Here is a 24,795-nt window from a genome sequence, read left to right on the forward strand (position 1 = left end):
GGAAGAAGCCGCACGTCTCTCCGTACGCGACCCGATCCAGCCCGTCGAAGCGGAGGTCTTCCTGCGCGTCTGGGGCGACGGCGGCATCGACACCGGCGACGCCGCCCAGCGTCAGGCCCTCGAAGACCTCGTCGCCGCCGGCATGGTCACCCGCGGCGACATGAGCGACGTCCTCCCCGACCGCGTCGCGTACAGCCTTCGGATGCTCTCCGAGCCGTCACTGCCCACTGACACACCTCATGGCGCCGACCACTGGCATCCGGCGTCGTCTCCCACTGACGCTCTGACGTCGTCCGACATCTGCCGTTCGACGCAAGAACGTCATCGGGTTGGCCACGAGAAGCGTCAGTAGCCGCCCAATGCCGCCAGGCATCACAGAGCACTGTCAGCGGCACCGGCGACGCCGCCGTCGCGGATGCGCGCTGGCACAACAACGAGTCCGGGCTGGCAGACATGTTCGAGGAGTACCTGGACGAGGACGCCGGGCCCGAGGAGCGGCGGGAGGCGGACATCTGGCGGCGCAGGCTCCAGCTCGACGTCGACTCCGACAGCATCCACGTGCTCTTGGATCCCGAGGACGTGGACGAGGATGGCGAGTGGGCCGTGCACACGTGGGCGACCTGGCGGGCCGCGCCACCCGAACGGTACGCCAACTTCTTCGAGTTCATGCGGGGCATGTACCGGGAGTTCCACAGCCTGCGGGCACTCCCGGCCGGCGGGGAGTCGGAGTTCGCCAACGACACGACGCGGGAGCTGGACGCCCTGGTGGAGCAGGCCCGGCTGGAGGCGCTGCGCGGCGACTGGGAACGGGCCGGGCACGCGCTGGACGAGGCAAAGGAGTACGGCGGACCGCGGGCCGCCGGACTGGGTGACCAGATACGCCGCCTGCTCGGACGGACCTACATGGTGTACTTCGAGGACGTGGTGACCGACCCGCAGTACGCGCCCGAGCTGCTGCCGGCGCTGGTCGCCGGGCACCCGGCGCGCTCGGACGGGGACGACTCCACGCTGATGTTCCACCTGCGGGGAGCCGGTGACGACGTGGTGTCGCTGGCCTACGCGACGCTGGCGCAGGTACGCAACGGCACGTACCGGTACACGGCGGCCGGACCGTTCGGGGAAGCGGTCGAACGGGCACGGGAGCTGGCGCGGTGGGGCAACACCGACGGGGCATGCCGGACGCTGATAGACGCTCTGCCGGTATGGAAGCCGCTGGGACCCGACCACCTGGCGCCGCGTTGTGGTTCGTTGAACTGTGCATGACGGATCTGGTTGAGCGGCTGGTGCCGGACGAGTTGTGGGTGCTGTTTCGGCGGGTGGTGCCGCCGACGGAGGTGAAGCGTCCGCAGGGTGGGGGACGGCGTCGGGCTGGTGACCGTGAGGCGCTGGCCGCGATCGTGTTCGTGGCGACGTCTGGCTGCGCGTGGAGGCAGTTGCCTCCGGTGTTCGGTCCGTCTGGCAGACGGTGTACCGACGTTTCGCCCAGTGGAGCCGGGACCGGGTCTGGGCGAGGCTCCACCGCGTCGTCCTCGATGAACTCGGCGCCCGCGGCGAGCTGGACTGGTCCCGGTGCGCCATCGACTTCGTCAGCCGCCGGGCCGCAAAAGGGGGCCACTGACCTGATCGAATCCGACCGATCGCGGCAAGTCGGAATCGAAAAACCACCTGGTTGTTGACCGGCACGGACTGCCGCTGTCGCTGGGTATCTCCGGCGCGAACATGCACGACAGCCTCGGCCTTGAGCCGCTCGTGCGAGGCATCCCTCCTATCCGATCCGGCGAGGCCCACGTCGCCGAAGGCCCGGCAAGCTCCACGCGGACAAGGGATACGACTACGACGACCTGCGGCGATGGCTCCGCAAACGCGGCATCCGACACCGCATCGCCCGCAAGGGCATCGAGTCCTCACAGCGACTCGGACGCCACCGCTGGGTGGTCGAGCGGACCGTGAACGTCCTGGCTGGCGGGCTGCCGACGTCTGCACCGCCGCTACGAAAGCAAGGCCGAACACTTTCTCGCCTTCGTCGGCATAGCCGCCGTTCTCATCTGTCATCGACGGACCCACGACGAGGGGGAGTCGGCCGCCCCGGGCAACTCGAACCTGGTCGTCTTCGAACTCGAGCCCGCCGGGACAGGGACGCTCCTGCGGATGACCGAGAGCGGCTTCCGGGAGCGTGGCTGGGACGAGGCGAAGGCCGCCGCCAAGTACGCCGAGCACGTAACCGGTTGGGACTTCTACCTGCCGCGGCTGCCGGCCTACGCCGCGAAGGTCGGAGCCGGTGCATAAGCGTGATGGTGGACGACGACCTCTGGTCGGCGGTCGGTGACCCGACGCGGCGCCGGATGCTCGACCTGTTACTGAGCGAAGGCAGCGGGACGGCGACCAGCCTGAGCGAGCACCTGCCGGTGACCCGTCAGGCGGTGGCGAAGCACCTCGTCGTTCTCGACCGCGTCGGCCTGGTGCACGCCACCACCGCCGGCCGCGAGAAGCAGTTCCGCGTCGATCAGGCCCAGCTCGCCCGCGCCGTCGCCCAACTCGCCGACGTCGGAACTGCCTGGAGCTCCCGTCTCCAGCGCATCAAGCGCATCGCCGAGACGATCCAGCGCGGCAAGGACACGGACAACGAGACCGAGAAGAAGCAGTAGAGAGGAACACGCAGATGGCAGACATCCTTCAACGCATCGGAGTCGAGCAGTCCTCGCCGGAGCAGGTGTACGACGCGCTCACCACCCTGGACGGCCTGTCCGGCTGGTGGACCGAGAAGACGTCGGGGGAGACCGACGTCGGCGGCGTGATCGAGTTCCGGTTCGGGCCGGGCGGGGTCGACATGAAGGTCGCCGAGCTCGATCCGGGCCGGCTCGTCCGCTGGGACGTCGTGGAACCGCAGGAGTGGATCGGCACCAGCGTGCAGTGGGACCTCCGTCAGGACGGCGACTACACGATCGTGTTGTTCAAGCACGAGGGCTGGCGTGAGCCGGTCGAGTTCATGCACCACTGCAGCACCAAGTGGGCCGTCTTCCTGATGAGCCTCAAGCAGCTCCTTGAAACCGGGGAAGGAACCCCCGAGCCGCGCGACGTGAAGATCAGCGACTGGCACTGACCCGGCAACGCTCACCGAGCCAGCCGTTCGTGTGGGCTTCGCGGATGCAATTCTTCGCCGGCTCCATCACCCGCAACTTCTTCACGAGCGACGGTCCCAAGTCGGCATTGATTGGCGCCTTCGTCGTGTTCGGTACCGGATTCGTGACGTGCCCGCTCGGCGCCGTGGTGATCGGCGTGTATGGCGACAGGAGGGGCCGCAAAGCCGCGCTGACGCTCTCCATCGGCGCCATGGGTGCCAGAACACTGGTGTTCGCGCCCCGTCCGCCGTGTGCATCGGGATCGCGGCACCGGTCCTGCTCCTTCTCGCCCGTCTCCTGCAGGTCCGGTCGGCGATGTGGATGCGCTCGGTCCCGCTCAGGTACCGGGATGCAGTTGCGGCCGGTTCCTCCCGCTGGGTAGGAGGAACCGGCCTGCGTCTACGGCGGGGTGAGTGCCAGCCGTTGCGCCACCGCTTGCCGGTACGCAGGTTGATACCGACGAGCCGAGCGGCTTCCCGTGTGCTGTAGCTCGGGTCCATGAGCTGGAAGTATGCGTCCCGCTCACGGACCAGCCGCTTCCCACTCGGCTTAGACCGACCGGCAAATGGGGGGCGGCGTCGCGGGGCTGGGCACGCGCATCTGCCGCGTTGTCGTCAATCACCATGGCTCCTTCCCCAAGCTCTCGGCTGCGCTCGAGCAGGGGAGACCCCATCTGTCTCAATCCTCCGCCTTGCAGCTGCACGCACCCAGCCCCGCTCCTTTTCCCACCCCCCATTTGCCGGTGGGTCTTACTCCGGTTCTCCCGGATCTCGAAGTCCATTGCGCCCCTTGAACTGGGGTGTTGCGAGGACCACTAGAACTGAAGAAGCCGGAGGGGCGCGCTGTGCGAGGTCTTCCTGCGCGTCTCTCCTGCCCGAAGGGCAGGAGCGGGCGTGGTGGTTCAGGAGCGCCGACGAGCGCCGGGCTTGACGTTCTCCGCCCCTTCCCCGAGAAGGGGGGCAGATTGCCGTCCGGCCGCAGCTTCGCTGGCCGGCCGAGGCGTAGACCGGGCGGCGGCAGCAGCCAACCAGACTGGAGAGCCCAGCTCAAACCTCTCGTCGACCAGATGGGTGTATAGCCTCAGATGCGCGAGTCCGCCCCTCCCGGAAGAAGAGGCGGACCGCCGCCCAGCCCAACCGCTGGCGGCTGACGGGTGGAAGGCATGACTGGGCGGCGGCACCGGCCGACCAGCCCGCCCGGACCGGCTCGACTTCTTGAGGGCCAGATCGGTGAGCAGGCCCTCGCCGAGCTCACCGACGAATCCGGCCGTGCGCATACTGTCGGCTGGATACCGGCTCCGGATGCTGAGAGCAGAAATTCCCGTGTTGCTGTTCCGTCGATCCGCGCAAAATTCATGTTCTGGGCATTTCGAGCGACGCTGGGTCGTCGAACACACCCTTGGCTGGCTCATGCACCACCGCCGACTGGCCCGCGACTACGAAACCCTCCCGCACCGATCAGCCGCCATGATCCAAATTGCCGCCATCAACCTCATGACCAGGTGCCTCACAGGCGAAACCACCCCCAACTGGCGCGACACCTGACCACAAATGAAATGGACAACAAAGAAACAAACGCTCACTTAGTTGTCGAACAGCACGAAGGCACCGCCCTTGTCGTCGATTGTGTTCTCGACGACATGACTGCTGACGCTCAGAAGATGAGTTTGGTCGTGCTTGGCGAGCAGCGCCGCGATCAAGTCCATGTTCTGGGCGTCGCGCGGCTCTCGGAACCAGAAGCCGGTCACTGTCCCGGCGGGGGTGGTCACGAGAGCGTAATTGCCCTTGCTGGAGGGTCCGTTGATGTTGGAGGTTCCCATGTCTTTGTAGCTCCTTACTATCACGGGCCGCTGTGGATGAGCGATGCCCACAGGTCGGGCCGGTCGGGGTGTGCTGCACGCAGGTCCTGGGTGACCCGGTGCAGGGCGAAGGCCGCCTCGTCTGCGGTCGGCGTGGAGGGAAGGAGGTCGTAGAAGGCCCGGGAGGCCGCTACTGCGACGGTGTCGTCGAGTGGCCACAGGCTGGCAATCACGTGCCGGAATCCGGCCAGTTGAAAGAGAGAGGCCAGGTGCAGCGACTCGTCGGCGTGCCGGGTTCCCCGGCTGGCCGTCGAGCAGGCCGACAGGTAGATCAGTTCCGCCTGCGGCAGGTTCAGCGCGCTGATCGCGGGCAGCTGCAGGAGCCTGTCGTGCAGCTGCAGGCCGCCGTGTGAAGGTGCGGTGAGATCGGCGACGGCGTGGCAGGCGAAGTGGGCCCATGTGGCTTCGGTCAAAGCGTTTAGCACTCGCTCCGCGGTGGCTTGCTCGTCGGCGAGAACAGTCGTCCCGGGCCAGTTCGCGTGCAGGCTCGCCGCTTCTTCTGCCGTGCCAGGAAGGTCATTGAGGCCGGGGGTTCGCGAGAGGGCGACCGTGAGCTGTCGTCGTGCGCTGACCGGCGGACGGTTCCGTGCTTGGCTCAGTGCCCGTAGCGTGGGCGCATAGGAGGACACCACCGTGTCCAATGCGGCGGCGTGCAGCGGGAGCAGGCTCAACGGGCCGACAGGCATCCACCACATCCGCGGAGTGGGCTGCGAGAGGGCGCCTGCGGAGTGCATGGCCGCGAGCACCGGGGCGACGACCGTATCCTTCAGCCAGGCCAGGATTCCATGCAGCACACGCCGCTTCTTCAGAGTGCCAGTCAGCGGGCTCGAGTCCCCGGTGGCGTCCAGCAACTCGCGTACCTTGTCACGCAGATCCTCATCCGTGAGTCCCGTGAGCGGGATGAGTATCGGATCGTTTTCGGCCGTGATGAGGACGGCATCGCTGCGCCACAGCCCGGAGTTGACCAAGACGATTGGTCCGCGGTCCGCCACGGATCGCAGCTCCGACAGCTGGGGCGGCAACAGGAACCGGCTGAACCCTCGCAGGCGGCGAATGTCCTGGACCTCAGCATGATAGTCCGACAGCAAGCCCCTGCGTTCGCTGGAGTCAGGGCCTGGCATGACGGGTGACGTGCCGGGGGTGAGTCGCGCGCGCAGTTCCCGGAGCCGGTTTGCACGTTCGGGGCGGAGAGCTTGGAGCTCGGTCAAGTCGGCGCGCAGGTTCTGCTGGTCGGCCAGCATGAGCCCGCGCCCGAATTCGGCGGTCTCCACCGCGCCGACGGGATCGCCGTGTGCGCAGTGCGCGGCGACGCCCACGCCCACCAGGTGCGGGTACCTGCCGATCTGTCCTTCCTGGTCCTGCCAACCGGCCTCCCACGGGACGGCTGGCGGCAGGAGGGCCACCGCGCTGTCCAGCAGCTCCACCGCCAGCCCGTGTTCGTTCAGTGCGTGGGCCAAGGAGCCCACCTCGTAGCGGGCCCGGACCTGCTCGCTGGGGAAAGCGTTGGTTGCCTCGGTGATGTGCCCGGCCAGAGTGCGTAGTTGCTCCGGGGAGGTCGGAATCCCGCCCACCTCGAAGCGCCCGCGATAGGCCATGCCTACATTGGCGATACGGCCGGCCCATCGTGGGTCGTCCGCCGGCGTTGCGCGGGCTGCCTGCTCCAAAAGCTCGACCGCTCTCTTCACATAGGACGGCTCCCTGGTCTTGCTGAACAGATTGAGGTGAGCGACTCCGACACGGGACAAGGTGACCGCGAGATCCGGATGCTCCGCCGCAATCGCTGCGAGGGCTTGCTCACCGAGGTCGGCGGCGCGCTTCGCGTCGGCCAGCTTCTCGCTGCGATCAAATCGCATCCCGTAGAGCCCGGCCAGATAGGAAGCGGCCGATGACCAGTCCGCGTGGTCGTCAGGGAGCATGGACACAGCGAGCTCCAGAAACTCGATCGCTCGGCCGAGAGTGACCAGACTCCGGTCGTGCTTGAACAGGGTCGCGTAGCCGTCGCCGAGACCATGGCATATTTCGGTCTTGCGCGGGTCACCATCCGCAAGGGCGTCGGCGGCGCGCGCACCGAGGCGCAGGCCCAGTTCAAGGTCTGCCAGAACGCCGGTGTGGTGATATCGACTTCGGTAGGCAGTACCGAGGTCGCTCATCCAGGTGGGGCCGTCCGGATCGGTCAGTGCGGTGCCGGCGATCGGCAGCTTCCGGATTTCGATGATCCGCTCGAGATCTGCCAGCTGGCCGGTTCGGTTGTACCGCCGCGCGTATACGTTCACGAGGCCGAGATATTCGCTGCGGGCAGCCGTGCGAGTATTCACGTGAGCAAGGAAAGAAGACGGAGCAGCCTGTGCGATCACACGCTCACGCAACTCGATCGCATGGTCGAGGTCACAAGGATCAAGGGCTCGGTCGTATCGCCAGACAAGGACAGAGGCGACGTCGTTGAGACACCTGTCCCAGGATGCGTGATACGTGGGCATCGCTGCGACGAGCTGTTCTCCGGCTTCGATCGTTCGGTCCAGGTCGGCTGCCGCGGAGCTGAACTCGAAATGGTCTCGGAGCAGGAGGAACAGGGACAAGAGCCTGTGGACCAAGCGCTCGTGGCCGACCGGGGTTGCTGCGACGGCCCGTTCCAGCAGGTCGATCGCCGCGCGCAGAGCGGCCACATCCGAATCCGCGAGCCAGCGCTGAGCATGGCCTGCTGCCAGCTCGTGCAACTGAGCTCCGCCATCACTACGGTTGGACAAACCTGCCACAGTGAGCTCCCAGGACCTCTACGGTGAATCGGATCCTCTCATCACCGCTGGGGTTTCACGAGGGAGACAGTGGAATTGCGACCCGAAACAAGCACTCTGGAACAGCGTGCGCTGGCCCTCTTTTGTGAAGACTTGTCGAGGCTGCGTGAGGAATGTGCCCAGGATGCGGGGCTCGAGCAGCAATTGGGGCACATCGTGGCCGAGGCTCGTGCCCGGCGCCCCATTGCGGCTCTGCTGGAGGAATTGCTGGGCACCAGTCTGGACAGTGCGGTGCGTGCACTCGGTTCGGGGCTGCCCGGCAGTGGCCAGGGCTGGGCCGACGAAGAGCGGTACGGCTGTCCGGACCACGCGTGTGCTCTGGTCCGCCAGCCGCCGCCAGCCGGGCCTGTCCCGCGGTGCTCCGTGACCGGCCGACCGATGTGCCGCTTGTAGTCGATGGGCAAGTTCTTCGACGCCCTCGCGACAAAGTTGGCTGAGCGCTGGGCCACCTACCTGGTTCTGCCAGGGCTGCTGTTCACCGCCTCCGCCGTGTTCGGATCACAAGTCGGGCACCAACACGCCCTGGACCGAGACATGCTCATGGAGATGGTATCGAACCTCACCGCCGCGATCGCCCGCCAAGGCGTCGGAACCCAGGTGATTCTGGCCTGCGCGGTCCTGCTCGTTGCCACAGGCGTCGGTCTGGTGGCCCAGGCGCTCGCCGGGGGTACCAGGGCGATCTGGCTGGGCCAGTGGCCGTGGCCGCTGCGGCTGCGGCTGCGGCAATCGTCCCGACGACGTGAGCGCTGGCATCGTCTTGTCCAACACAGACGTGCATTGGAGCAGGCCCGCCCGCGGGCATCCCGCACGCAAGAGGAACAACGGGCCATCAACCAGGCGGCGCAACGGATCAACCGGCTCTCGCTGGCGGAACCGGACCGGCCGACATGGATGGGCGACCGGATCAACGCCGTCGAACGGGTCGCCCTGGACCGCTATGGTCTGGACCTGCCGTTCACCTGGCCCCGGTTGTGGCTCGTGCTCCCCGAGATCACGCGTACCGAAATCACCACGGCACACGCTGCGTTCGTCGCCGCGACCGCCACCGGAACCTGGGCATGGCCGTACGCCGTGCTCGCCGTGTTCTGGTGGCCGGCCGCACTGATCGGCGCCGCGATCATGCTCACCGGCTGGGCCCGCGCCCGCAGCGCCATCTCGGATCTGTCCACCCTGTCCGAGGCCGCCGTGGATGTGCACGCACGCACGCTGGCCATCGAACTGGCCGTCGCGGGCCCGGAATCAGCGGGCCCACTCACCCTCGACGAAGGAGAAAGGATCACCTCCGTGTGCCGCAAGGGGCGCTGATATTGCACCAGTGCTCTGGCGTCTTCTCTGTTTGGGGGGATTTCGCAAGAGTTGGACCGGGCGCTGACCGGAGCCCGCCCCCGTGGTCGCCGGCTACGACGGACAGGAGCGGATGCTCAAGGGGGCTGCGGCCAGGCTCGATTCGGCCCTGGAACAGCTCGGCGTCGTCCACGACGTCAAGGAGTACCCGGAGGCCGGGCACGCCTTCCTGAACGATGCGGAAGTCGGCCCGCGACCCCTGCGCCCGCTGTTCCGGGTGACCGGTATGGGCCCGCATCCGGAAGCCGCCGCCGATGCCTGGCGGCGCATCGACACGTTCTTCGACACCCGTCTCAAGCACAACGACAAGCACGACAACCCGAAGAAAGAGAAGTCATGAGCACGACTCAGGCAGAGCAGGGAACCCAGGGGGAGAACGGCACCGAGCCGGAGTACGCGCAGAGTGAGGGCTGGTCCGTCGACGATCGCTGCCTCAACTGCAACATCGCCCGTCAACTCGCCCCCGGCATGATCGCGTACAAGGAAGGCGGTGAGTACGGGGGACCGTCGTCCGCCAGCCGGAGACCGAGGCCGACATCGACAAGATGTACCTGGCGGCGCACGCCTGCCCGACCCGCTCCATCCACCCGCCGGCCGACGAGTGGGCCGCGGACTCGGACCCGTACCCGTACCCGAAGGACCTGGACGGGAACGGGGTCGTCTTCCTCTGTGGGCACGCCTCCCCGCAGACCTACGGCGCCACCTCCTACCTCCTGCGTCGCCCCGGTGCCGCGCGGGCCGCCGGCGGTGCCCCGGGTGATGCGCCAGCGCCCGTCGCGTCCGTCGGAGTCCTCGGCGGGTTCGGCGTCCTGCCCGGCGACCAGGGTCAGGATGCCGACAGCGTTCGCGGCCTTCTCACCCATCTTCTGCTCGGGCAGATACCCAAGGAGACTGAGCGCGTCACCGACCAGGGCATCAACGAGTGCGGCGCGGGCCTGCTCCTCATTCCAGACGATCCTTGGTTTGCCCGGGTCGCTGTAGTCGTGCGCGGTGCACTGCACGGCTGCCACCTGGTCAGCTCCCGGAACCTCCCGGATGACCGCGCGGACGGCGGCGATGAGCTGGGTGACGGTGTCCTGAGGGCGACCGCGTCGTCCAGCACGGTGGAGTCCAGCGCCCGCCGGTGCTTGCCCTTGAATACCCCGATGGCCTTGACGATCTCCCGCACGGCCTCGAACACCCGGTTCGGCCGGGTGGAGCGGGCCAGCCGGCGGCGGAAGTAGGCCAGCAGCGACGGATCGAACGCCATGTCGTTGAGGCCTGGCCCGCACGCGGCCTTCCACCGCAGGTCACACCGCAGTTCCTGGACCGTCTCGAAGTCCGACAGCCCGTGCAGGGCCTGCAGCGTGATCGCGGCGGCAAGGATCTGCGGCGGCATACTCGGCCGCCCGTTCGCCGACGGGTACAGTCTTCTGGGCGGGCACCAACTCCGGTGGTACGAAACCCGCTTGGGCCAGCCGTCGCCACAGTGCGTCCGGGACGGGGAAACGCGACGCCGCCGCGTTCGCCGTGACCTCGGCGGCCGACCGGCAGCCGACGACCACCGACCCGACGGCCGGATGCAGGGACGGGAACTGGATCGCTGCCGCGGCGAGCGGCACTCCGTACTCCGCACACAGTTCCCGGCATCGCCGCGCGCGGGCCAGGGTCTGCTCGGGAACGGGGCGGTAGTTGAACATTGCGCCGGGGGAGGGGTCGGCGAGGAGACCGGTGTTGAGGACCCCGCCGACGACGACCGAGGTGCCGGTCTTCACGCACAGCGGCAAGAGCGTCCCGAGCGCGTCGTGGTCCAGAAGTGAGAACCGGCCCGCGATGAGGACGACGTCCACCTCGAACTCCGCCACGTACGCGGCGAGCGGCGCACTGTGGTTCATGCCGAACCCGATCGCCCGTACCAGTCCTTCGTCCCGCAGTCGGCACAGCGTCGGGTAGGCCGTGCGCCGGATCTCCTCCGGGAAGTCGTCCGCGTCGTGCAGATAGAGAATGTCGACCGACGACCGGCCCAGGCGGTCCAGGCTCGACTCCAGGGACGTGCGGATACCGGACTCCGTCCAGTCCGTGATGACCTCGCCGGGCGAGCCGTCGGGCCGTGGCCGCAGCAGCCAGCCCGTCTTCGTGGAGATCAGCGGCGCCGTGACGCCCGCCGGCGCCAGAAGGCGGCCGAGCCTGTCCTCGGCCTGACCGTGCCCGTAGCGCGGTGCCGTGTCGAAGTACGTGATCCCCTCGCGGGCCGCGGCCTCCAGCGTGGCCGCCGCGTCTGCCTCGGTCACCTCCTCGAACAGGCCGCCCAGCGGTGCGGTTCCGATGCCCAGGCGGGGCATTTCGAAGGGCAGTCGGCCGGTCATCGCGACACCTCCCAGACCGGGGCGTCGCAGGTGGGCCGCCCGCCGCGCAGAGTCATCGTCAAGGTCAGCCGTATCTGTGTGCCTCCGGACAGTTCCACGCGGCAGTACGGGCCGCCCACGTCCTGTACGGGACCGTCGTCGACCTGCGCGGTGTGCACGACGTGTTCGGCGAACGAGCCCGCCTGCACCACCAGCGAGCGCGCGGTGCCGCCGAGGTTGATCAGTTCCACGACGGTGCGGTCGGGACGGATGTCGGAGACGAGCGCCGCGACGTCCGCGGGAAGTCCCGGCCGCTGCCCGGCGGCGTCGTAGTAGCGCAGATGCATATGGGCGAGGCCCCCGTTGTAGAGGACCTGAGGGGAACCGGTGGTCAGCTGCAACAGCGCCTCCGTGACGACGGGGTTGAGGTCCTGCCAGTGGTGGATGTCGAGAATGCCGGGGCCGATGGCCGGGTTCACCGGGTCGTTCTCGATGGCCTCGACGCGTTCGGCACAGGAGTCGAGGGCGCTGCGCAGCATGCGCTCGGGGAAGCCCGGGTTTCGGCCCTGCAGGAACTCGTACCACGGCTCCTCGTGCCCGGCCTCGTCCTTGATGCGCTGGGTGTGCACCGTCGTCCAGTCCCAGTTCGCGCCCGCCCGCAGTCGCTCGATTCGCTCCTGATCCTGGGCCTCGCGGCTGAAGTGCCATAGGGACAGCGGCTGTTGGCCCGGCATCACGGTGAAGTCGAACCAGCCGGAGTCGTTGTGCCGCTGCGGGACCATCAGCGTCCGGTCGGCGTCCATCGCGCGCAGATGCGGATCCCAGCGCTCGCCCAGGGTGCCCCGGCCGTCGGCGCCGCGCTGCTCGCCCTGGCGCAGTACGGCATCGAGAGGGTTGCGGGCCAGGTCGAGGTAGGCCGCGTCGCCGGTCAGCAGGGCCGCGTTCGAGGCTCCGACGAGGGTGGCGCTGCCTACGGGGGAGAGGCCGTGCGGCCAGGACCAGCCGTAATGTGCGCCGTACCACCGGCCGCCCAGGTATTCGCCGACTGTACCGCTCAGGCCCGCATTGTCGGGGACGACGTCGTGTCCGTCGAGCCGTTCGCGCCAAGCGCCGACGTACTCGGCCACCCAGTCCGCGTAGCGCTGCTCGCCGCTGAGGAGAAAGGCATTCGTGGCCAGTCCCGTCGCGGCCAGATTGACGATCGTGTCACCACGGCCCATCCGGTCCCACATCGCACGGCCGTAGGAGCGGGCGCGCTCGGGGTCGGCCGCGAGCTGGTCGAAGGACGTGACGTCATCCATAGCGTCGAGTGGCAGCCCGTACGGGTGCAGGGCGAGGCTCCACGGGAAGTACGGCTCTTCGTCGCTGAATCCCGGGCGCGGCCCCGCCGATCCGTTGTGCGGTGCGCGCACGACCCGGTGTTCGGGGTCGTAGTTCGGTCCGCCGGGCAGATAGAAGTCGGCGAAACGGCGGGCCAGTGCGCGCAGTTGGGGGTCGCCGGGGTCGGCCAGGCACAGGCCGTAGAAGAGCAGCAGGCCCTCGCCCTGGTGGAACCAGTCGTAGCCGCGCTCCAACCCGTCCTGGAGCATGCCCATCTCGGTGAGCTGCGCGGTCACGCCGCTCCAGTGCCGCCGTGCGGCCGCCAGGAGATCCGCGCTGCCACCGAGGACGTACAGCGTGGGCCAGTTGAAGAACGGCTCGTAGAAGTCGTCCACGCCGTCGCGGCCGTCCGGGCCCACGCCGAGCGTGTCCCGGAAGACGAGGCGGCCGTCGCCCTCGGTGTAGCGGTCAGCGAAGAGCCGCCAGGCTTTGTCCTGGTAGGCGAGCAACTCCCGCTGGAGCGTGGCCCAGCGGGGCATATCGGCGATGCTGCGGGTCGCCCGGAGCCGGGGACCGGGCACGGTGACGGCCGTCATCGACCCACCCCTTCACCCATGTTCGAGCCGCTGGTCCGTTGGTCCCTGGACATCAAGAACATCCGCCCCTCGCAATCGCCCATCGATAGCCGATGGTTAGACTCACCGGCGCGAGCCAGCCTGTCAATACTCGGGAACGGCACCTCAGGAGGATCCCGACCGTGATCGACTGCCATGTGCACCTGTGGGACCCGGCGTCGGGATTCCCATGGATCCGCCCGGGAAGCGTCCATCACAGGGCGTTTCGCATCGACGACCTGGGTGCCTCGAGGCCGGATGCGGCCGTGACCGGGGCGATCCTGGTCGAGGCGTCCCGCGGCGACGCCGGCGAGACGCTTGCCCTGCGCGCATGGCGGATGAGCCGCCCCGACCTCGTCGCGGGGTACGTGGGAAACCTGCACGTCCACGGCGACGGCGGCCCCCGGCGCTTCCGCGCCCTGCTGCGCGATCTGGGCGACAGCCGCCCGAACGGCATGCGCCTGGGCGGTGCGAGCTGGGCGGACACCCCGGAAGACGCCCACGTGCTGGTGCCCGAACTCGCTGCGGCCGGACTGGTGTTGGAGCTCAATCTGGGCTCCGGGGCGCTGGGGGCAGCGGCCGAGGCGGCCACCCGGCACCCTGGGCTCACCGTGGTCGTCGACCATCTCGGCAACCCGCCGAACCTCCGTACGAACCCGGGGGAGTGGTACCGGGACCTGGAGCGGGCCGCCTCGGTGCCGAACGTGGTCGTCAAGATCTCCGGCCTGCTCACCCAGCAGCACGGCGCACCGCCCGAACGGACCGCGGAGTTGGTCAGGCACGTGGTGGGCACGCTCGGCCCCGACCGATGCCTCATCGGCTCCGACTGGCCGATCTGCCTGCCCCGCGGCAGCCGCGCCGACTCCCTGGAGCTGTCCTGCCGCGGTCTCGACCGGCTCTCGGACGACGAGCGCGAGCGGGCCCTGCACACCAACGCCGTCCGGGTGTACGGACTGCGTGGTTGACAGTCGTCGAAGCACCCTGATTCGATTCCTTCGGTGATCGATAGGCGATGAAAACTACCCGGACCCAACCGGCCTCCGCGGAGATGCGACATGGCGTTGTTCGACCTGCCCCTGGAAGAGCTGGAGCGATATCGCCCGGCTCTGGACGAGCCCGACGACTTCGACGCGTTCTGGCGCGAAACCCTCAGTGAACAGGGGGACTTCGCTCCAACCGCGACGCGACCCTGTTCTCGGTCGGACTCATGGACCGCATCCGTCCGCCCTCGATGGGGTACGCGGCGTTCAACCACTACGGCGCCGAAGGCGAGGTGGACCAGGCCGACAAGCGCATACGAACCTATCCGTTCAGTGATCACGAAGGCGGCGGCCCCACGCACGAGGTCGTGAAATCGGAATGGCTGGCCAAGCAGCTGAACAGCGTGGCCTGATACCTTTCGGGATCCTTTCCTCCTGCGCCCCCACCGAGATTCCATCGATAGACGATGAGCGCGTACCATGACATAACTGGCTCGCCCATCGCAGGATTGGGAATTCATGGCATCGAATGCGTCGGCTGGATTCGTCTCCACGCTGGCCACCAACAAGGACCGGTTCCGCAAGACCCTGATCTCCGACCAGGTCTACGAGCTGCTCCGCCAGGCCGTCGTCGACGGCGATCTCGCACCGAACGAGCGCGTGGTCGAGTCGGAGATCGCCCGACGCCTGGGGGTGAGCCAGGCCCCGGTGCGGGAGGCGGTCAAGCGTCTGGCCCGTGAGGGCCTGCTCATGCACGTCCCGCGCCGCGGCCACTTCGTCGTCGAGATCTCCGCGCAGGACGCCGAGTACGCCCGACAGGTACGCGAACCGCTGGAGCGACTCGCCGCGCAGCTCGCCACCGAACACCTCACCGACGACCACCTCCGCGAGCTCGACGCGCTGGTCGAGCGGATGCGGGACGCCGTCGCCGCGCATGATGTGAGCCTGTTCCGCGACGCCGACATCGAGTTCCACACTGTGGTCAGCCAGATCGCGGGCAATCCGTTCCTGGCCCGGATGTGGGAGGTCATCGAGCCGAGCCTGCGGACCCTGCGGGCCATCTCCGACCCCCTCTTCGCGGGGGACTGGAGCGCCATGGCCGAGGAGCACGGCCGGCTCGTCGGACTGTTGCGGTCCGGGGACGCCGAGCTGGCGGCCGCGGCGTTCGCCGACCACGCGGCCGGCCGCGGACCGGTCCCGGACGCGCGCGAGGTGAAGAGGAAGCCGCGCAAGGCCGCAGCCAAGAAGTGAGCACCACCGCAGAGCCACAGGCCCGAGCCGGGCATCCGGCTCGGGCCTTCTTGCGGGGAAGAGGTCGTGGCTAACGGCGTGCGCCCGCTGCCCACTTCGGTGCTCCGTACTGGTGGGCGCCGAGGCTCGGCGTCGCATCCGTCGAGCCGTCATTGATGCCCGGCAGCGCGATCGCCTGGTTGCGCGCAGGAGAGTCGGCGGTCAGCCGGTAGTCGTGCCGGGCCGCGTCGACGAAGAGCGGATCGGTTTCGGCGGGCAGATTGTTCGAGAGCACGAGCCCGCCGTCGGTGGCACCGGTCAGACCGCGAATGGTGCCGATGTTGTTGTAGATCTTCGTGCCGGTCGACTGTCCCGGCTCCTTGACGTAGAACAGCGTCATTCCGCCGGTGTTGTTGTACACACCGTTGTTGTGCGAGCCGGTGCCCAGACCGTTGAGCATCACCGTGCCCTCCCGGTTGCCCCAGCCCACGTTGTTCGCGATCACCAGGTCGCTCTGCCCGTTGTCGGCGTAGACACCCGAGATCCCGAACGTGGTGAGCGTCGTGGCCGGCTCCGGATCGTGCAGCACATTGTGATCGATGGACGTCCCCATCATGAAGGCGCTGCAGCAGGTATAGATCGCGGCGACGTCGAGGCTGAGGCGGGCGTACCCCGAGATGTCGTTGTACGCGATCAGGTCCTTGCCCGGAGTGAGGCCCTCCACGGTGTTCCACTGGAGGTTGATGCCGCTTCGGCCGACCCGGCTGATCGTGTTGTGCGTGACCGTCTGACTGTTGCCCTGTACGGCGACGCCCGCCGCGTACGTCCCCATGTAGTCGACATCGTGGATCACGTTGTCCGTGGCGGTGTTGTTCTGTCCGCGCAGCGCGATGCCGTTGCCCGCGCTCAGCGACAGATTACTGTTCACGATTTTGTTGTACGTTCCGTCGAGGACGATGCCCGTGTCACCCACGCCGCGCGTCACCGTGCTGCCGCAGTCCGTCGCGCCGCGCGTGATGTCGGTGTAGTGCGACAGATACGTACCGTTGATCCCGTCCAGCGTCACGCCCGTGCTGGTCGGGCCCGTCTTGATGGTGGCGGCGAACAGTCCGACGCCCGTCACCGTGGTGTGGCTCGCGGCCGTCAGGTCGAAGGCCAGCGCCCGGGTCTTCGCCTCGATGGTGTGCGCGGCGGGGCTGTCCTCGCTGTAGAGGTACAGACGCTTGGCGGCCGGGTCGTAGAACCACTCGCCGGGGCGGGAGAGTTCACCGATCTTTCCGGCGAGGGCGTACCGCGTCTCCTTCGGTACGATCTTGTGCACGCACGGGGGCGCCACGTCGAGCGTCACCGAGCCGACGGCGGAGCTCTTCACCATGCCGGTCGCCGAGACGTACCAGTAGCCGGTCAGGGCCCGCGCGCCGTCCCAGTACCCGGCGGGCCGAGTCAGGGCCTCGTCCGCGATCGTCGCCTCCGCGCTCCCCGCACCCGCGTACTGCAGCGTGGGCTCGAGCAGGTCGAGTCCCGGGTAGGGCCATTGCGCCTCGACGCCTGCCTTCTTGTCGGTGAAGACCTGCACGGTCGTCACGTCGGAGCCCAGGTCGACGGAGGTGCTGTAGACGTGTCCTGCCGCCACGGCGTCGCTGAACGCCGAGTTCTGGGCGTACGGATCACTCTTGGCGATCTCCATGACGTCCGCGCCGGTGACGGGTGAGAAGCCGCGCACCGGCGCGGTCCCGCTCAGCGTCACCTTCGCCCCTGGCGCCGCCCGGTAGGTGATCGGCAGCCAGGCGGTGCCCGACCGGGCCGGCGCGACGGTCTCGGCGTACGTACCGGACTGGATCAGACAGGTGTCTCCGGGCTCCATGACGTCGGCACACCGCTGGATGTGCTGGAATGCCTGACCCGTGGTGGTGCCTTTGTTGGAGTCGCGGCCCGACGGAGCGACGTAATAGACCGCGCCCGCCCGGGGCTTGTGCGGGTGCGCGGTGGCCGGAACGGCGGCCGCCACCACGGACAGCGAAGCGAGCAGGGCGGCTGCGGACCACGACCCCTTACCGGGGCGTGGCCACCATCTCCTCGACACTGGATGGTCCTTTCTTCTCTGGAGGGGAACGATCCGCTCGCTCATCCCTTCACCGCGCCCACCGTCAGACCGCTGATGATGTGGCGCTGCATGTAGATGAAGAAGACGATCACGGGCGCGACGGCGAGCAGAAGGTTGGGGAACACCTTCGTCAGATCGGTGGAGTACTGGCTGATGCCTGCGTAGATCGCCGTCGTCACCGTGTAGTGACCGGACGACGGGCTGAGCAGGATCTGGGGCGAGATGAAGTCGTTCCAGATCCCGATGGAGTTGAGGATCAGGACGGTGACGACCGCCGGACGCATCAGCGGGAAGATGATGGTCCAGAACGTCCGGTAGCGGCCCGCGCCGTCGATCGTCGCCGCATGGTCGATGTCCACCGGGATCGTGCGGATGAAGCCCACGAACAGGAAGATGCTGACCGGCAGCGTCGAGGCCACGTCGTGCGCGACCAGACCGGTCACGGTGTTGGCGAGGCCGACCTCGCGCAGTACGTAGATCACCGGGATGATCACGGCTGCGCCGGGGATGAACGTGCCGGCCAGGAAGTACAGCAGCACCAGCTGCGTCCGCTTCTTGAGGCTGCGCGCGATCGCGTACGCCGCCGGTCCCGCCAGCGCGATGCACAGCACGTCCACGGTGACGACGAGGAACAGCGTGAAGCCGTAGCCGCCGATGACGTTGTACTGCGGATTGCTGATGGCGGCGGACATGTGCTCGAAGGTCAGACCGCTCAGGGGGATCGAGAACGGGCTGTCGAGGATGTCCTGCTGTGACTTGAAAGCGTTCACGACGAGCAGGTACACCGGCACGATCATGACGACGAACAGCGGGCCGAGGAGCACCCAGCGCAGGGGCGAGCGGGACTCCCGCTGTTCCATCAGAGAGACCTCCGGGGCGGGAACCGGTGCGATCCGCGGTCTGTCGTGGACCGTTGGTTCAGTGACGACCACCATCGGCTCCTAACCGGTCGCAGCTTGGTCTTGGCGGTTGCGCAGCGCGGTCACGACGAGGGCGAGCACGGCGGAGACGACCATCAGGAAGACCGCCTGGGCCGTTGCGAAGCCGACCCTGGTGCCCTCGAAGGACCGGGCGAGAATGAGATAGGTGAAGGTCTGCGTCGAGCCGGCCGGACCGCCGCCGGTGAGGCTGACCACGATGTCGTACGCCCTCAGCAGGCCGACCAGGTTCAGTACGGTCGCCACGGTGACCACGGGCGCGATCATCGGGATCACGATGCGCAGATTGATCTGCCGCCTGCTGGCGCCGTCGATCGCCGCGGCCTCCAGGAGCTCGGCCGGGACGGTCTGCAGGGCGGCCACGAACAGGACGACGTTGAAGCCGAATCCGGCCCACACGATGACACCGATCAGCGTGTACAGCGCGAACTTTTCGTCGAAGAGAAAGCCGATCGGCTCCATGCCGAACTTGGCGAGGGTGTTGTTGACCGCCCCGTTCGTGCCGAGGATCGCCGCCCACAGATAGCCGAGGATCAACGCGCTGATCACGTGCGGGAAGTAGGCGACTGCGCGGAAGAACGAGTTCGTACGCGAGCGGCCCTTGAGGACCAGTGCGTACACCAGGCCCGCGCCGACCATCAGGGCGGTGCCGACCAAGGTGATCAGCGCGGTCACGTACCAGGCGTCCGTCGAACTCGGGTCGTCGAAGAGGTGCTTGTAGTTCTCCCACCCGATGAGCTTCGCGGTGGAGAAGCCGTCCCAGTCCGTGAAGCTGAGGTAGATCGCCACGCCCACGGGCACGATCGTCAGCACCGTGTACAGGAGCACGGCCGGGCCCATCATGCCGAACGTGACGACCGCCTCACGGAAGCGGGCCCGCCTGCGGCCGGAGCCGGGGACCGCCGGGGCGGCGACGGAGCGCCGCCCCGGCTGCGTCAGTTCTGCGAGTTCCACCACTTGTCCAATCCGCCCGCGGCATCCTTCGCGGAGGTGCCCGTGTACAGGGACTGGATCTGCTTGTTGAGCTCGTCGCTGAACCCGGCGATCGGCTGGTTCTCACCGGACTTCACGAGCACCGACGGCGCCTTGTCGAGGATCTTCTGCACCGCGGTGCCGAGGCTGGACATCGGGTAGCTGAAGCCCGTGCGCAGATTGCCGTCAGCGGCGAGCTGGCTCTTGATCGCTTCCTCGTCGGTGACCAGCCACTTCACGAACTCGATCGCCTCGGCCTTGTGGTGCGACTGGTTGACCACGGCGTAGGGGTTCGAGATGTTGCCGAACTGGCCGGACGGGTAGGCGCCGTCGGTCGGTATCGTGAAGACACCGATCTCGTCGCTCTTCTTCGCCGCGTCCGCCGCGGGCACGAAGAAGGAACCCATCATGTACATCGCCGACTTGCCGTTGAGGAAGGCCGTCTGCCCGTCGGCGTACGTCAGCCCCAGCGCGCTCTTCTCGAGGTACCCCTTGTCGATCCACTGCCCGTAGCGCTTCAGGTACGGCACATAGCCGCTGTCGGCGAAGGAGACCTTGCCGTCGTTGCGCTGCTTGATCCACTGGGGGTTCTCGGTGAGCACACCGGCGTCGGCCATCATCGAGAACTGTCCGCCCGTCACCCACTGGCCCGCGGTCTGCAGCGGCTTGTAGCCCGCGGACTTCAGACTGCCCATGGCGGAGGTGAACTGATCCAGCGTCTGGATCTTCGACGCGTCCACGCCGGCCTTCGCGAAGGCCGCCTTGTTGTAGAAGACCAGCGACTGGATCTGCTCGCCCACGCCGACCATGTACGTCTTGCCGCCGACGGCGTACTGGTCGACCAGCGGTGTGTCCTTCGTCCAGGCCTGGTCGGACAGGTCGGCGAAGAGCTTGGTCGTGTCGGGGGCCGGGATGATCTGCTGGGCGATGTCGGGCGGGTCGCCGGCGGCGAGGTCCTGAGTGAGCTTGGCATTGGCCGAGATCGTCCCCGTCAGCTCCAGCTTCACCTTCACGCCGGGATGGCTCTTCTCGTAATTCGCGAAGAGGCCTTTCCAGTACTGCTCCGTCAGGTTCGGCGAGATGTTGACGATGATGCGGAGAGTCGTGCCCTCCGCGGCCCCGTCGGACCCGCTTCCCCCGCAGGCGACGGCGGATGCCATCACGAGCGGAGCCACGGCGAGTGCGGAGGCTCGGTGCCACATGGTTCTCATCGGACACGCTCCATTGCATAGTCGTGAATAATCGATAGCTGACGTGCAAGTGCAGGCGTTCGTTCGAGTTCGGCAAGAAGGGGAAGGGGTGCCGCGTCCGAACGGTGCGGTCGGGTCCCGGTAGGCGCTCACATTAATCGCCTATCGATTACTGATGCTATGGGCGGCATCCCGCATGTTCAAGGGTGCTGCCGAAACCGCTTGCTCCCGTTCTCCCGCTGCCCGAGCCGGGCACCCCAGCGGCTGGTCACGCGCGTCGAGCGCGTCGCCGCCGGTCTGCGCGAGGAGGTCCAGGATCGCCAGGACGTGGCAGGCCCCTACCCGCCAGTAGGCGATTCCCTCACGGGGGCCAGGCGTTCACTCAGCGGCCCTGTCATGGATGCAACTCCTCGTTGTCCAGAAAGAGTTCGACCACCGGCAGCAGTACGTCGGGCCGCGAGGTGGGCAGGGTCAGGGTCAGGGTGCCCGGCGGCTGGCTCGGCGGTGCCAGGTTGTTGTGTTCGTGGCGGGCGCCGTCGACCTCGTGGAAGGCGATCTCCGAGCCGTCGTGCAGCAGTTGGGCATAGCGCACCCGCCCGGCCAGGCCAGGAAGATGAAGGTGATTGAACGGCCAGGCGAGCAGGTGCAGATACAGGCGGCGGCCGCGCTGCGTGTACAGGACGCTCGCCGGCGGCCGGAAGGGAGAAGGTCCCGCACCGTGTACGGCGCGGGCGTGCAGGGCGCTCCACTCTCCGATGGCCCGCAGGGTGTCGCGCGCCCGCTGATCGAGTGAACCCCTTCCGGTGGGGCCGACGTTGAGGATCAGATTTCCGCCGCAGGAAACGGACTGGATCAGCATGCGGACCAACTGGGACGGGTCCTTGTAGTCGTGGTTGTCGCGGTCGTAGCCCCAGGACCCGTTGAGCGTATGGCACGCCTCCCACAGCACCGGCACGCCGTCGCGCTCCAGCGGCCGGTCGGGCTGGTACTGCTCGGGCGTCACATAGTCACCGGGTACGCCCAGCCGGTCGTTCACGAGGATGTCTGGCCGCAGCTCACGGACCGTTTCGATGAGCTCTATCGCCCCCCACTGCTCCGGCCCCATACCTGGATACGTGAAGTCGAAGAAGAGCAGGTCGACCTGTCCGTAGCCGGTGAGCAACTCACGTATCTGGCCCTGCATGTACGACCGGTAGCGCGCCAAGTCCTCCGCCTCCCGCCTGCCCTCCGAGCCGCGCAGCGGATGGTGCTCGTCGACCGGGAAGCCGGGGTGGTGCCAGTCGAGGAGTGAGTAGTAGAGGCCGACCCGCAGGCCCTCGGCGCGCATCGCCTCCGCGAACTCGGCCACCAGGTCCCGGCCGGCCGCGCGCACCGAGGTGTAATCGGTCAGCGACGAGTCGAAGAGGCAGAATCCGTCGTGGTGCTTGGCGGTGAGCACGGCATAGCGCATCCCTGCTCCCCTTGCCGCCCGGGCGAGTTCCCGCGCATCGAAGAGGTCGGGGTCGAACCGCTCCAGGTAACGGTCGTATGCCGCCTGGGACATGGCCTCCCGGCTGCGTACCCATTCGTGCCGTGCGGCAAGGCTGTACAGGCCGAAGTGGACGAACAGTCCGAAGCGCGCGGTCTCGAACCACCCGCCGGATGCAGTGGGCACGGAAGACTCCTGACGGATTGACAGCACTAATCGATAGGAGGTTATCTACCATCGATAGGCGATGATGTCACTGGCGTTGCGTGCGGGGAGCGCGCGGAGAGGCACGTGAATGAACCCGAGCAGGGATCAAGGAACGTCGACGGCGGGGGAGACCCTGACCTACGAGTCGATGCGGTCGCCGGTCCACACCTCGTCCTTCCGGCGGCCGACACGGCGGATGGTGGAGGCACTTGAGGACGTGAGCGCGGCGACCGCCTGCGCGAAGCTGCACCAGATGGGCATCACCCGGACCTTCATCGACGGGCCTGTGCCGCTGCACCGGGAACCGGACATCAAGATCACCGGAGGTGCGGTGACCCTGCAGTTCCTGCCGCAGCGCGAGGACGTCTTCAACGGCGCCGCACAGGAGGACATCGAGCGCAAGACCCCGCTGTGGGGGGTGCTGGAGTCGATCACACCCGGCGACGTGCTGGTGATCTCGGCGCAGGCGAGCCACTTCACCGGATGTCTTGGCGACATGTTGGTGCGCTACTTCAAGCTGCGCGGTGGCGCCGGGATCGTCGTGGACGGGCGGGTGCGGGACGCGGCCCGGATCCGGGCCCTCGGCGTGCCGATCTGGTGTACCGGAGTCACCCCGCACTACGCCTCGCAGACGGAGCTCTTCCCCTCCGCGTTCAATGTGCCGGTGGGTGTCGGCGGCACACTGGTCACGCCGGGGGACCTGATCGTGGCCGACGAGGACGGCGCCGTGGTCGTACCGCAGGACCGCGCGGTCCCGCTGGCCGAGGACTCGCTCCTGCACCAGGACCGTGAGGCGTTCGCACGCCGCCGCCTCGACGAGGGTGGCCTGCTCTCCGACTACTACCCGCTCACCGGCGAAGGGCTGGACGAGTACCTGGCGAGCAAGCCCGCGACCTGACCGCTTGCGGGTTCTGTACGGGGACGGCTTCGTCCCCGTACAGATGGCGCGGGCGGCGCACCGGCCTCAATGGAAGCCGTAATAGAGGGAGTTGTGCACAGTGTCCGGAAGATAGAGCACATCGTGACCGTCCGAGTCCCGCCGCACCGCGAGCCGGTCCGCGCTCACGCCCGGCGCGGCGGACTGCGCGGTCCAGGCCCCGTCCGCCGACTGCGTCGCGGCAAAGACCCGGTCGGTGCCCGAGGTGGTCACGTAGTAGATCCGCTTGGTGTCCGTCTCGTCCCAGGTGATGCCGAGGGCGGCTGCGGTCTGTCCGCCGGCGTACACAATCTTGCTGACCCAGTCGTTGCCGCTCGGATAGGCGTAGTACACGCGGAAGTTGCCGCCGCTGTCGGCCGAGCGGTAGCGGTAGGCGACCTTCGGGGTGGAGCCGTCGAGGGTGAGCTTGGCGCTCTGCACCGCAGGACCGGCGTACGCGTTGTCGATGCTCCACTCCTCGCCGGTGGTCAGCTGCTGGATCACGTCGGAGGTGTCGGGCGTCACCGGGACGGTGAGCGCCGCACCCGTACTGTCGGCGAAGTCGCCAGTCGCCGGGTCGAAGCGCAGGTAGGAGAGCTGGTGGCGGAACCCGGTCGCCGGCGCCTTGGCCCACTCGTACAGCAGGTGCACACGCCCCTCGCTGTCGACCGTCAGGTCGTCGGGGTACACGGAGCGGTTCAGCGCGCCGGCGAACGTGGCAACCACGCTCCAGCGCGCCGCTGCGTTGTCCCAGCGGTAGAGCTTGCCGGGGCGCTGATCGGCGCCGGCGCCGACACGGGCGGCCAGGTACAGATCGCCGTTGGGCGCCGTGGCGACGATCGGATAGGTGATGCCCTGGCCCTGGTCGGGCAGTTCGGCCGCATGGTCGGTGACGTCCCCGCCGGGGGCCTCGGTACGGAAGTAGCGCCAGGCGTCGGCGTGCATGGAGGCGAACACATGCAGACGTCCGTTGCCGTCCCGCGCGACGGACGGCTGGTTGTGGCCGTTGTCGTCAGGGAACTCCGCCTGCGCCCCGCTCCGGTCGAGTAGCGGCAGCAGGCTCCAGACCCCGTCCGGGTCGCGCCGGGCGATGGCGGGCCGGTGCGTGGCAGCCGTCGAGCCCGGCTCGTTGAAGGCGAAGTACGTGTACTGGCCGCGGCCCTTGTACGTGGCGACCGGCGTCCACCAAGCGGCCTGATTCGACGAGTCCATCGCGTACGGGACCTTCTCGATCACCGCCGCCGCGGCTGCCTTGCTCGGCACGGTGTCGGCCCGGGCGGCCGGGACGGGCAGGAGCAGGGCGGCCAGGGCCGTGGCCGAGGCGGTGTACGTGCGTACCGTGGGACGTCGCAAGATGAGCTCCTTCGCGGGTGCGTGCGCGGGCGTGGAGGTGACGCGGACGGCAGCGGCCCGAGGGCC

General features: G+C 68.0%; 21 protein-coding genes and 5 pseudogenes. 14 read left to right on the forward strand and 12 right to left on the reverse strand.

Annotation, left to right across the window (positions count from 1 at the left end; translation table 11 throughout):
- The 6 genes and pseudogenes from GA0115254_RS44565 to GA0115254_RS19205 all read left to right on the forward strand — a co-directional run.
- Positions 1-352: hypothetical protein (locus tag GA0115254_RS44565; protein ID WP_176740190.1), on the forward strand; the 352-nt coding region annotated here is incomplete at its 5' end.
- A gap of 50 nt (positions 353-402) precedes the next feature.
- A pseudogene (locus GA0115254_RS19185) lies at positions 403-1,236 on the forward strand (SMI1/KNR4 family protein); the annotation flags it as partial.
- A gap of 23 nt (positions 1,237-1,259) precedes the next feature.
- Positions 1,260-2,049: pseudogene (locus GA0115254_RS19190) on the forward strand (IS5 family transposase); the annotation flags it as partial.
- Positions 2,044-2,286 (forward strand): SRPBCC domain-containing protein, encoded by a 243-nt coding sequence (locus tag GA0115254_RS44570; RefSeq protein ID WP_256102677.1) that lies wholly within the window; start codon positions 2,044-2,046, stop codon positions 2,284-2,286. The pseudogene GA0115254_RS19190 and the gene GA0115254_RS44570, both read left to right, overlap by 6 nt.
- A gap of 2 nt (positions 2,287-2,288) precedes the next feature.
- Positions 2,289-2,645 carry an ArsR/SmtB family transcription factor gene (locus GA0115254_RS19200; protein ID WP_370740899.1) on the forward strand — a complete coding sequence of 119 codons (357 nt, stop codon included), beginning with the start codon at positions 2,289-2,291 and terminating at the stop codon, positions 2,643-2,645.
- A 14-nt stretch (positions 2,646-2,659) separates the two neighbouring features.
- On the forward strand, positions 2,660-3,100 hold the full coding sequence (locus tag GA0115254_RS19205; RefSeq protein WP_093896527.1) for an SRPBCC family protein: 441 nt from the start codon (positions 2,660-2,662) through the stop codon (positions 3,098-3,100).
- Here the strand turns inward: GA0115254_RS19205 and GA0115254_RS43890 are convergent.
- Positions 3,084-3,332, reverse strand: coding sequence for a hypothetical protein (locus GA0115254_RS43890; RefSeq protein WP_141720861.1), 249 nt, complete (start codon positions 3,330-3,332; stop codon positions 3,084-3,086). The genes GA0115254_RS19205 and GA0115254_RS43890 overlap by 17 nt on opposite strands.
- Before the next feature lie 1,157 nt (positions 3,333-4,489).
- Between GA0115254_RS43890 and GA0115254_RS19210 the strand changes: the two are divergent.
- Positions 4,490-4,663, forward strand: a pseudogene (locus tag GA0115254_RS19210) (IS5/IS1182 family transposase); the annotation flags it as partial.
- A gap of 38 nt (positions 4,664-4,701) precedes the next feature.
- On the opposite strand, the gene GA0115254_RS19215 reads toward GA0115254_RS19210, so the two are convergent.
- Together GA0115254_RS19215 and GA0115254_RS19220 are read right to left on the reverse strand one after the other, a co-directional pair.
- A complete protein-coding gene (locus GA0115254_RS19215; protein ID WP_093896528.1) occupies positions 4,702-4,938 on the reverse strand; it encodes a hypothetical protein in 237 nt (78 codons plus the stop codon).
- A 20-nt stretch (positions 4,939-4,958) separates the two neighbouring features.
- On the reverse strand, positions 4,959-7,691 hold the full coding sequence (locus tag GA0115254_RS19220) for a CHAT domain-containing tetratricopeptide repeat protein (protein ID WP_093896529.1): 2,733 nt from the start codon (positions 7,689-7,691) through the stop codon (positions 4,959-4,961).
- 474 nt (positions 7,692-8,165) lie between these two features.
- Here GA0115254_RS19220 and GA0115254_RS19230 point away from each other — a divergent pair, with 474 nt between their 5' ends.
- A complete protein-coding gene (locus GA0115254_RS19230) occupies positions 8,166-9,074 on the forward strand; it encodes a hypothetical protein (protein ID WP_093896530.1) in 909 nt (302 codons plus the stop codon).
- Positions 9,075-9,156: 82 nt separating this feature from the next.
- Complete coding sequence (locus tag GA0115254_RS19235) at positions 9,157-9,453, forward strand: dienelactone hydrolase family protein (protein WP_256102671.1); 297 nt, start codon at positions 9,157-9,159, stop codon at positions 9,451-9,453.
- A gap of 403 nt (positions 9,454-9,856) precedes the next feature.
- On the opposite strand, the pseudogene GA0115254_RS19245 reads toward GA0115254_RS19235, so the two are convergent.
- The 3 genes and pseudogenes from GA0115254_RS19245 to GA0115254_RS19255 all read right to left on the reverse strand — a co-directional run.
- Positions 9,857-10,521 (reverse strand): annotated as a pseudogene (locus GA0115254_RS19245) (transposase); the annotation flags it as partial.
- Positions 10,403-11,458 (reverse strand): aldo/keto reductase, encoded by a 1,056-nt coding sequence (locus GA0115254_RS19250; protein ID WP_093896531.1) that lies wholly within the window; start codon positions 11,456-11,458, stop codon positions 10,403-10,405. The gene GA0115254_RS19250 and the pseudogene GA0115254_RS19245, both read right to left, overlap by 119 nt.
- Positions 11,455-13,353 (reverse strand): DUF8034 domain-containing protein, encoded by a 1,899-nt coding sequence (locus GA0115254_RS19255; RefSeq protein WP_093896532.1) that lies wholly within the window; start codon positions 13,351-13,353, stop codon positions 11,455-11,457. The genes GA0115254_RS19250 and GA0115254_RS19255 overlap by 4 nt, the downstream gene beginning before the upstream one ends.
- A gap of 92 nt (positions 13,354-13,445) precedes the next feature.
- On the opposite strand from GA0115254_RS19255, the gene GA0115254_RS19260 reads away from it, so the two are divergent.
- The 4 genes and pseudogenes from GA0115254_RS19260 (at position 13,446) to GA0115254_RS19270 (ending at position 15,602) form a co-directional block, all read left to right on the forward strand.
- Positions 13,446-14,336 (forward strand): amidohydrolase family protein, encoded by an 891-nt coding sequence (locus GA0115254_RS19260; protein WP_093896533.1) that lies wholly within the window; start codon positions 13,446-13,448, stop codon positions 14,334-14,336.
- 90 nt (positions 14,337-14,426) lie between these two features.
- Positions 14,427-14,492 (forward strand): annotated as a pseudogene (locus GA0115254_RS47665) (hypothetical protein); the annotation flags it as partial.
- A gap of 68 nt (positions 14,493-14,560) precedes the next feature.
- Positions 14,561-14,764 carry an acetylxylan esterase gene (locus tag GA0115254_RS45270; protein WP_370740900.1) on the forward strand — a complete coding sequence of 68 codons (204 nt, stop codon included), beginning with the start codon at positions 14,561-14,563 and terminating at the stop codon, positions 14,762-14,764.
- Between the two features lie 106 nt (positions 14,765-14,870).
- Positions 14,871-15,602, forward strand: coding sequence for a GntR family transcriptional regulator (locus tag GA0115254_RS19270; protein ID WP_093896535.1), 732 nt, complete (start codon positions 14,871-14,873; stop codon positions 15,600-15,602).
- A 70-nt stretch (positions 15,603-15,672) separates the two neighbouring features.
- Here the strand turns inward: GA0115254_RS19270 and GA0115254_RS19275 are convergent, their stop codons facing one another.
- The 5 genes from GA0115254_RS19275 to GA0115254_RS19295 all read right to left on the reverse strand — a co-directional run bounded on the left by GA0115254_RS19275 (position 15,673) and on the right by GA0115254_RS19295 (position 22,439).
- The gene (locus GA0115254_RS19275; RefSeq protein WP_256102672.1) at positions 15,673-17,664 is read right to left on the reverse strand and encodes a right-handed parallel beta-helix repeat-containing protein; all 1,992 of its coding nucleotides are present in this window, start codon (positions 17,662-17,664) and stop codon (positions 15,673-15,675) included.
- Positions 17,665-17,705: 41 nt separating this feature from the next.
- Positions 17,706-18,545 (reverse strand): carbohydrate ABC transporter permease, encoded by an 840-nt coding sequence (locus tag GA0115254_RS19280; protein ID WP_093896551.1) that lies wholly within the window; start codon positions 18,543-18,545, stop codon positions 17,706-17,708.
- Between the two features lie 81 nt (positions 18,546-18,626).
- Positions 18,627-19,580: a carbohydrate ABC transporter permease gene (locus GA0115254_RS19285; RefSeq protein ID WP_256102673.1), complete on the reverse strand. Its 954-nt coding sequence runs from the start codon at positions 19,578-19,580 to the stop codon at positions 18,627-18,629.
- Entirely contained in the window at positions 19,559-20,806 is a 1,248-nt protein-coding gene (locus GA0115254_RS19290) for an ABC transporter substrate-binding protein (RefSeq protein WP_093896537.1), read from the reverse strand. Before GA0115254_RS19290 ends, GA0115254_RS19285 begins: the two co-directional genes overlap by 22 nt.
- 373 nt (positions 20,807-21,179) lie before the next feature.
- Positions 21,180-22,439 (reverse strand): alpha-L-fucosidase, encoded by a 1,260-nt coding sequence (locus tag GA0115254_RS19295; RefSeq protein ID WP_093896538.1) that lies wholly within the window; start codon positions 22,437-22,439, stop codon positions 21,180-21,182.
- A gap of 109 nt (positions 22,440-22,548) precedes the next feature.
- Between GA0115254_RS19295 and GA0115254_RS19300 the strand changes: the two genes are divergently transcribed.
- Positions 22,549-23,358 carry an RraA family protein gene (locus GA0115254_RS19300; protein ID WP_256102674.1) on the forward strand — a complete coding sequence of 270 codons (810 nt, stop codon included), beginning with the start codon at positions 22,549-22,551 and terminating at the stop codon, positions 23,356-23,358.
- A 66-nt stretch (positions 23,359-23,424) separates the two neighbouring features.
- Here the strand turns inward: GA0115254_RS19300 and GA0115254_RS19305 are convergent, their stop codons facing one another.
- Positions 23,425-24,729: a BNR-4 repeat-containing protein gene (locus GA0115254_RS19305; RefSeq protein ID WP_093896539.1), complete on the reverse strand. Its 1,305-nt coding sequence runs from the start codon at positions 24,727-24,729 to the stop codon at positions 23,425-23,427.
- Between the last annotated feature and the right edge of the window lie 66 nt (positions 24,730-24,795).

The organism is Streptomyces sp. Ncost-T10-10d (genome assembly GCF_900091955.1).
Taxonomy (GTDB): Bacteria; Actinomycetota; Actinomycetes; order Streptomycetales; family Streptomycetaceae; genus Streptomyces.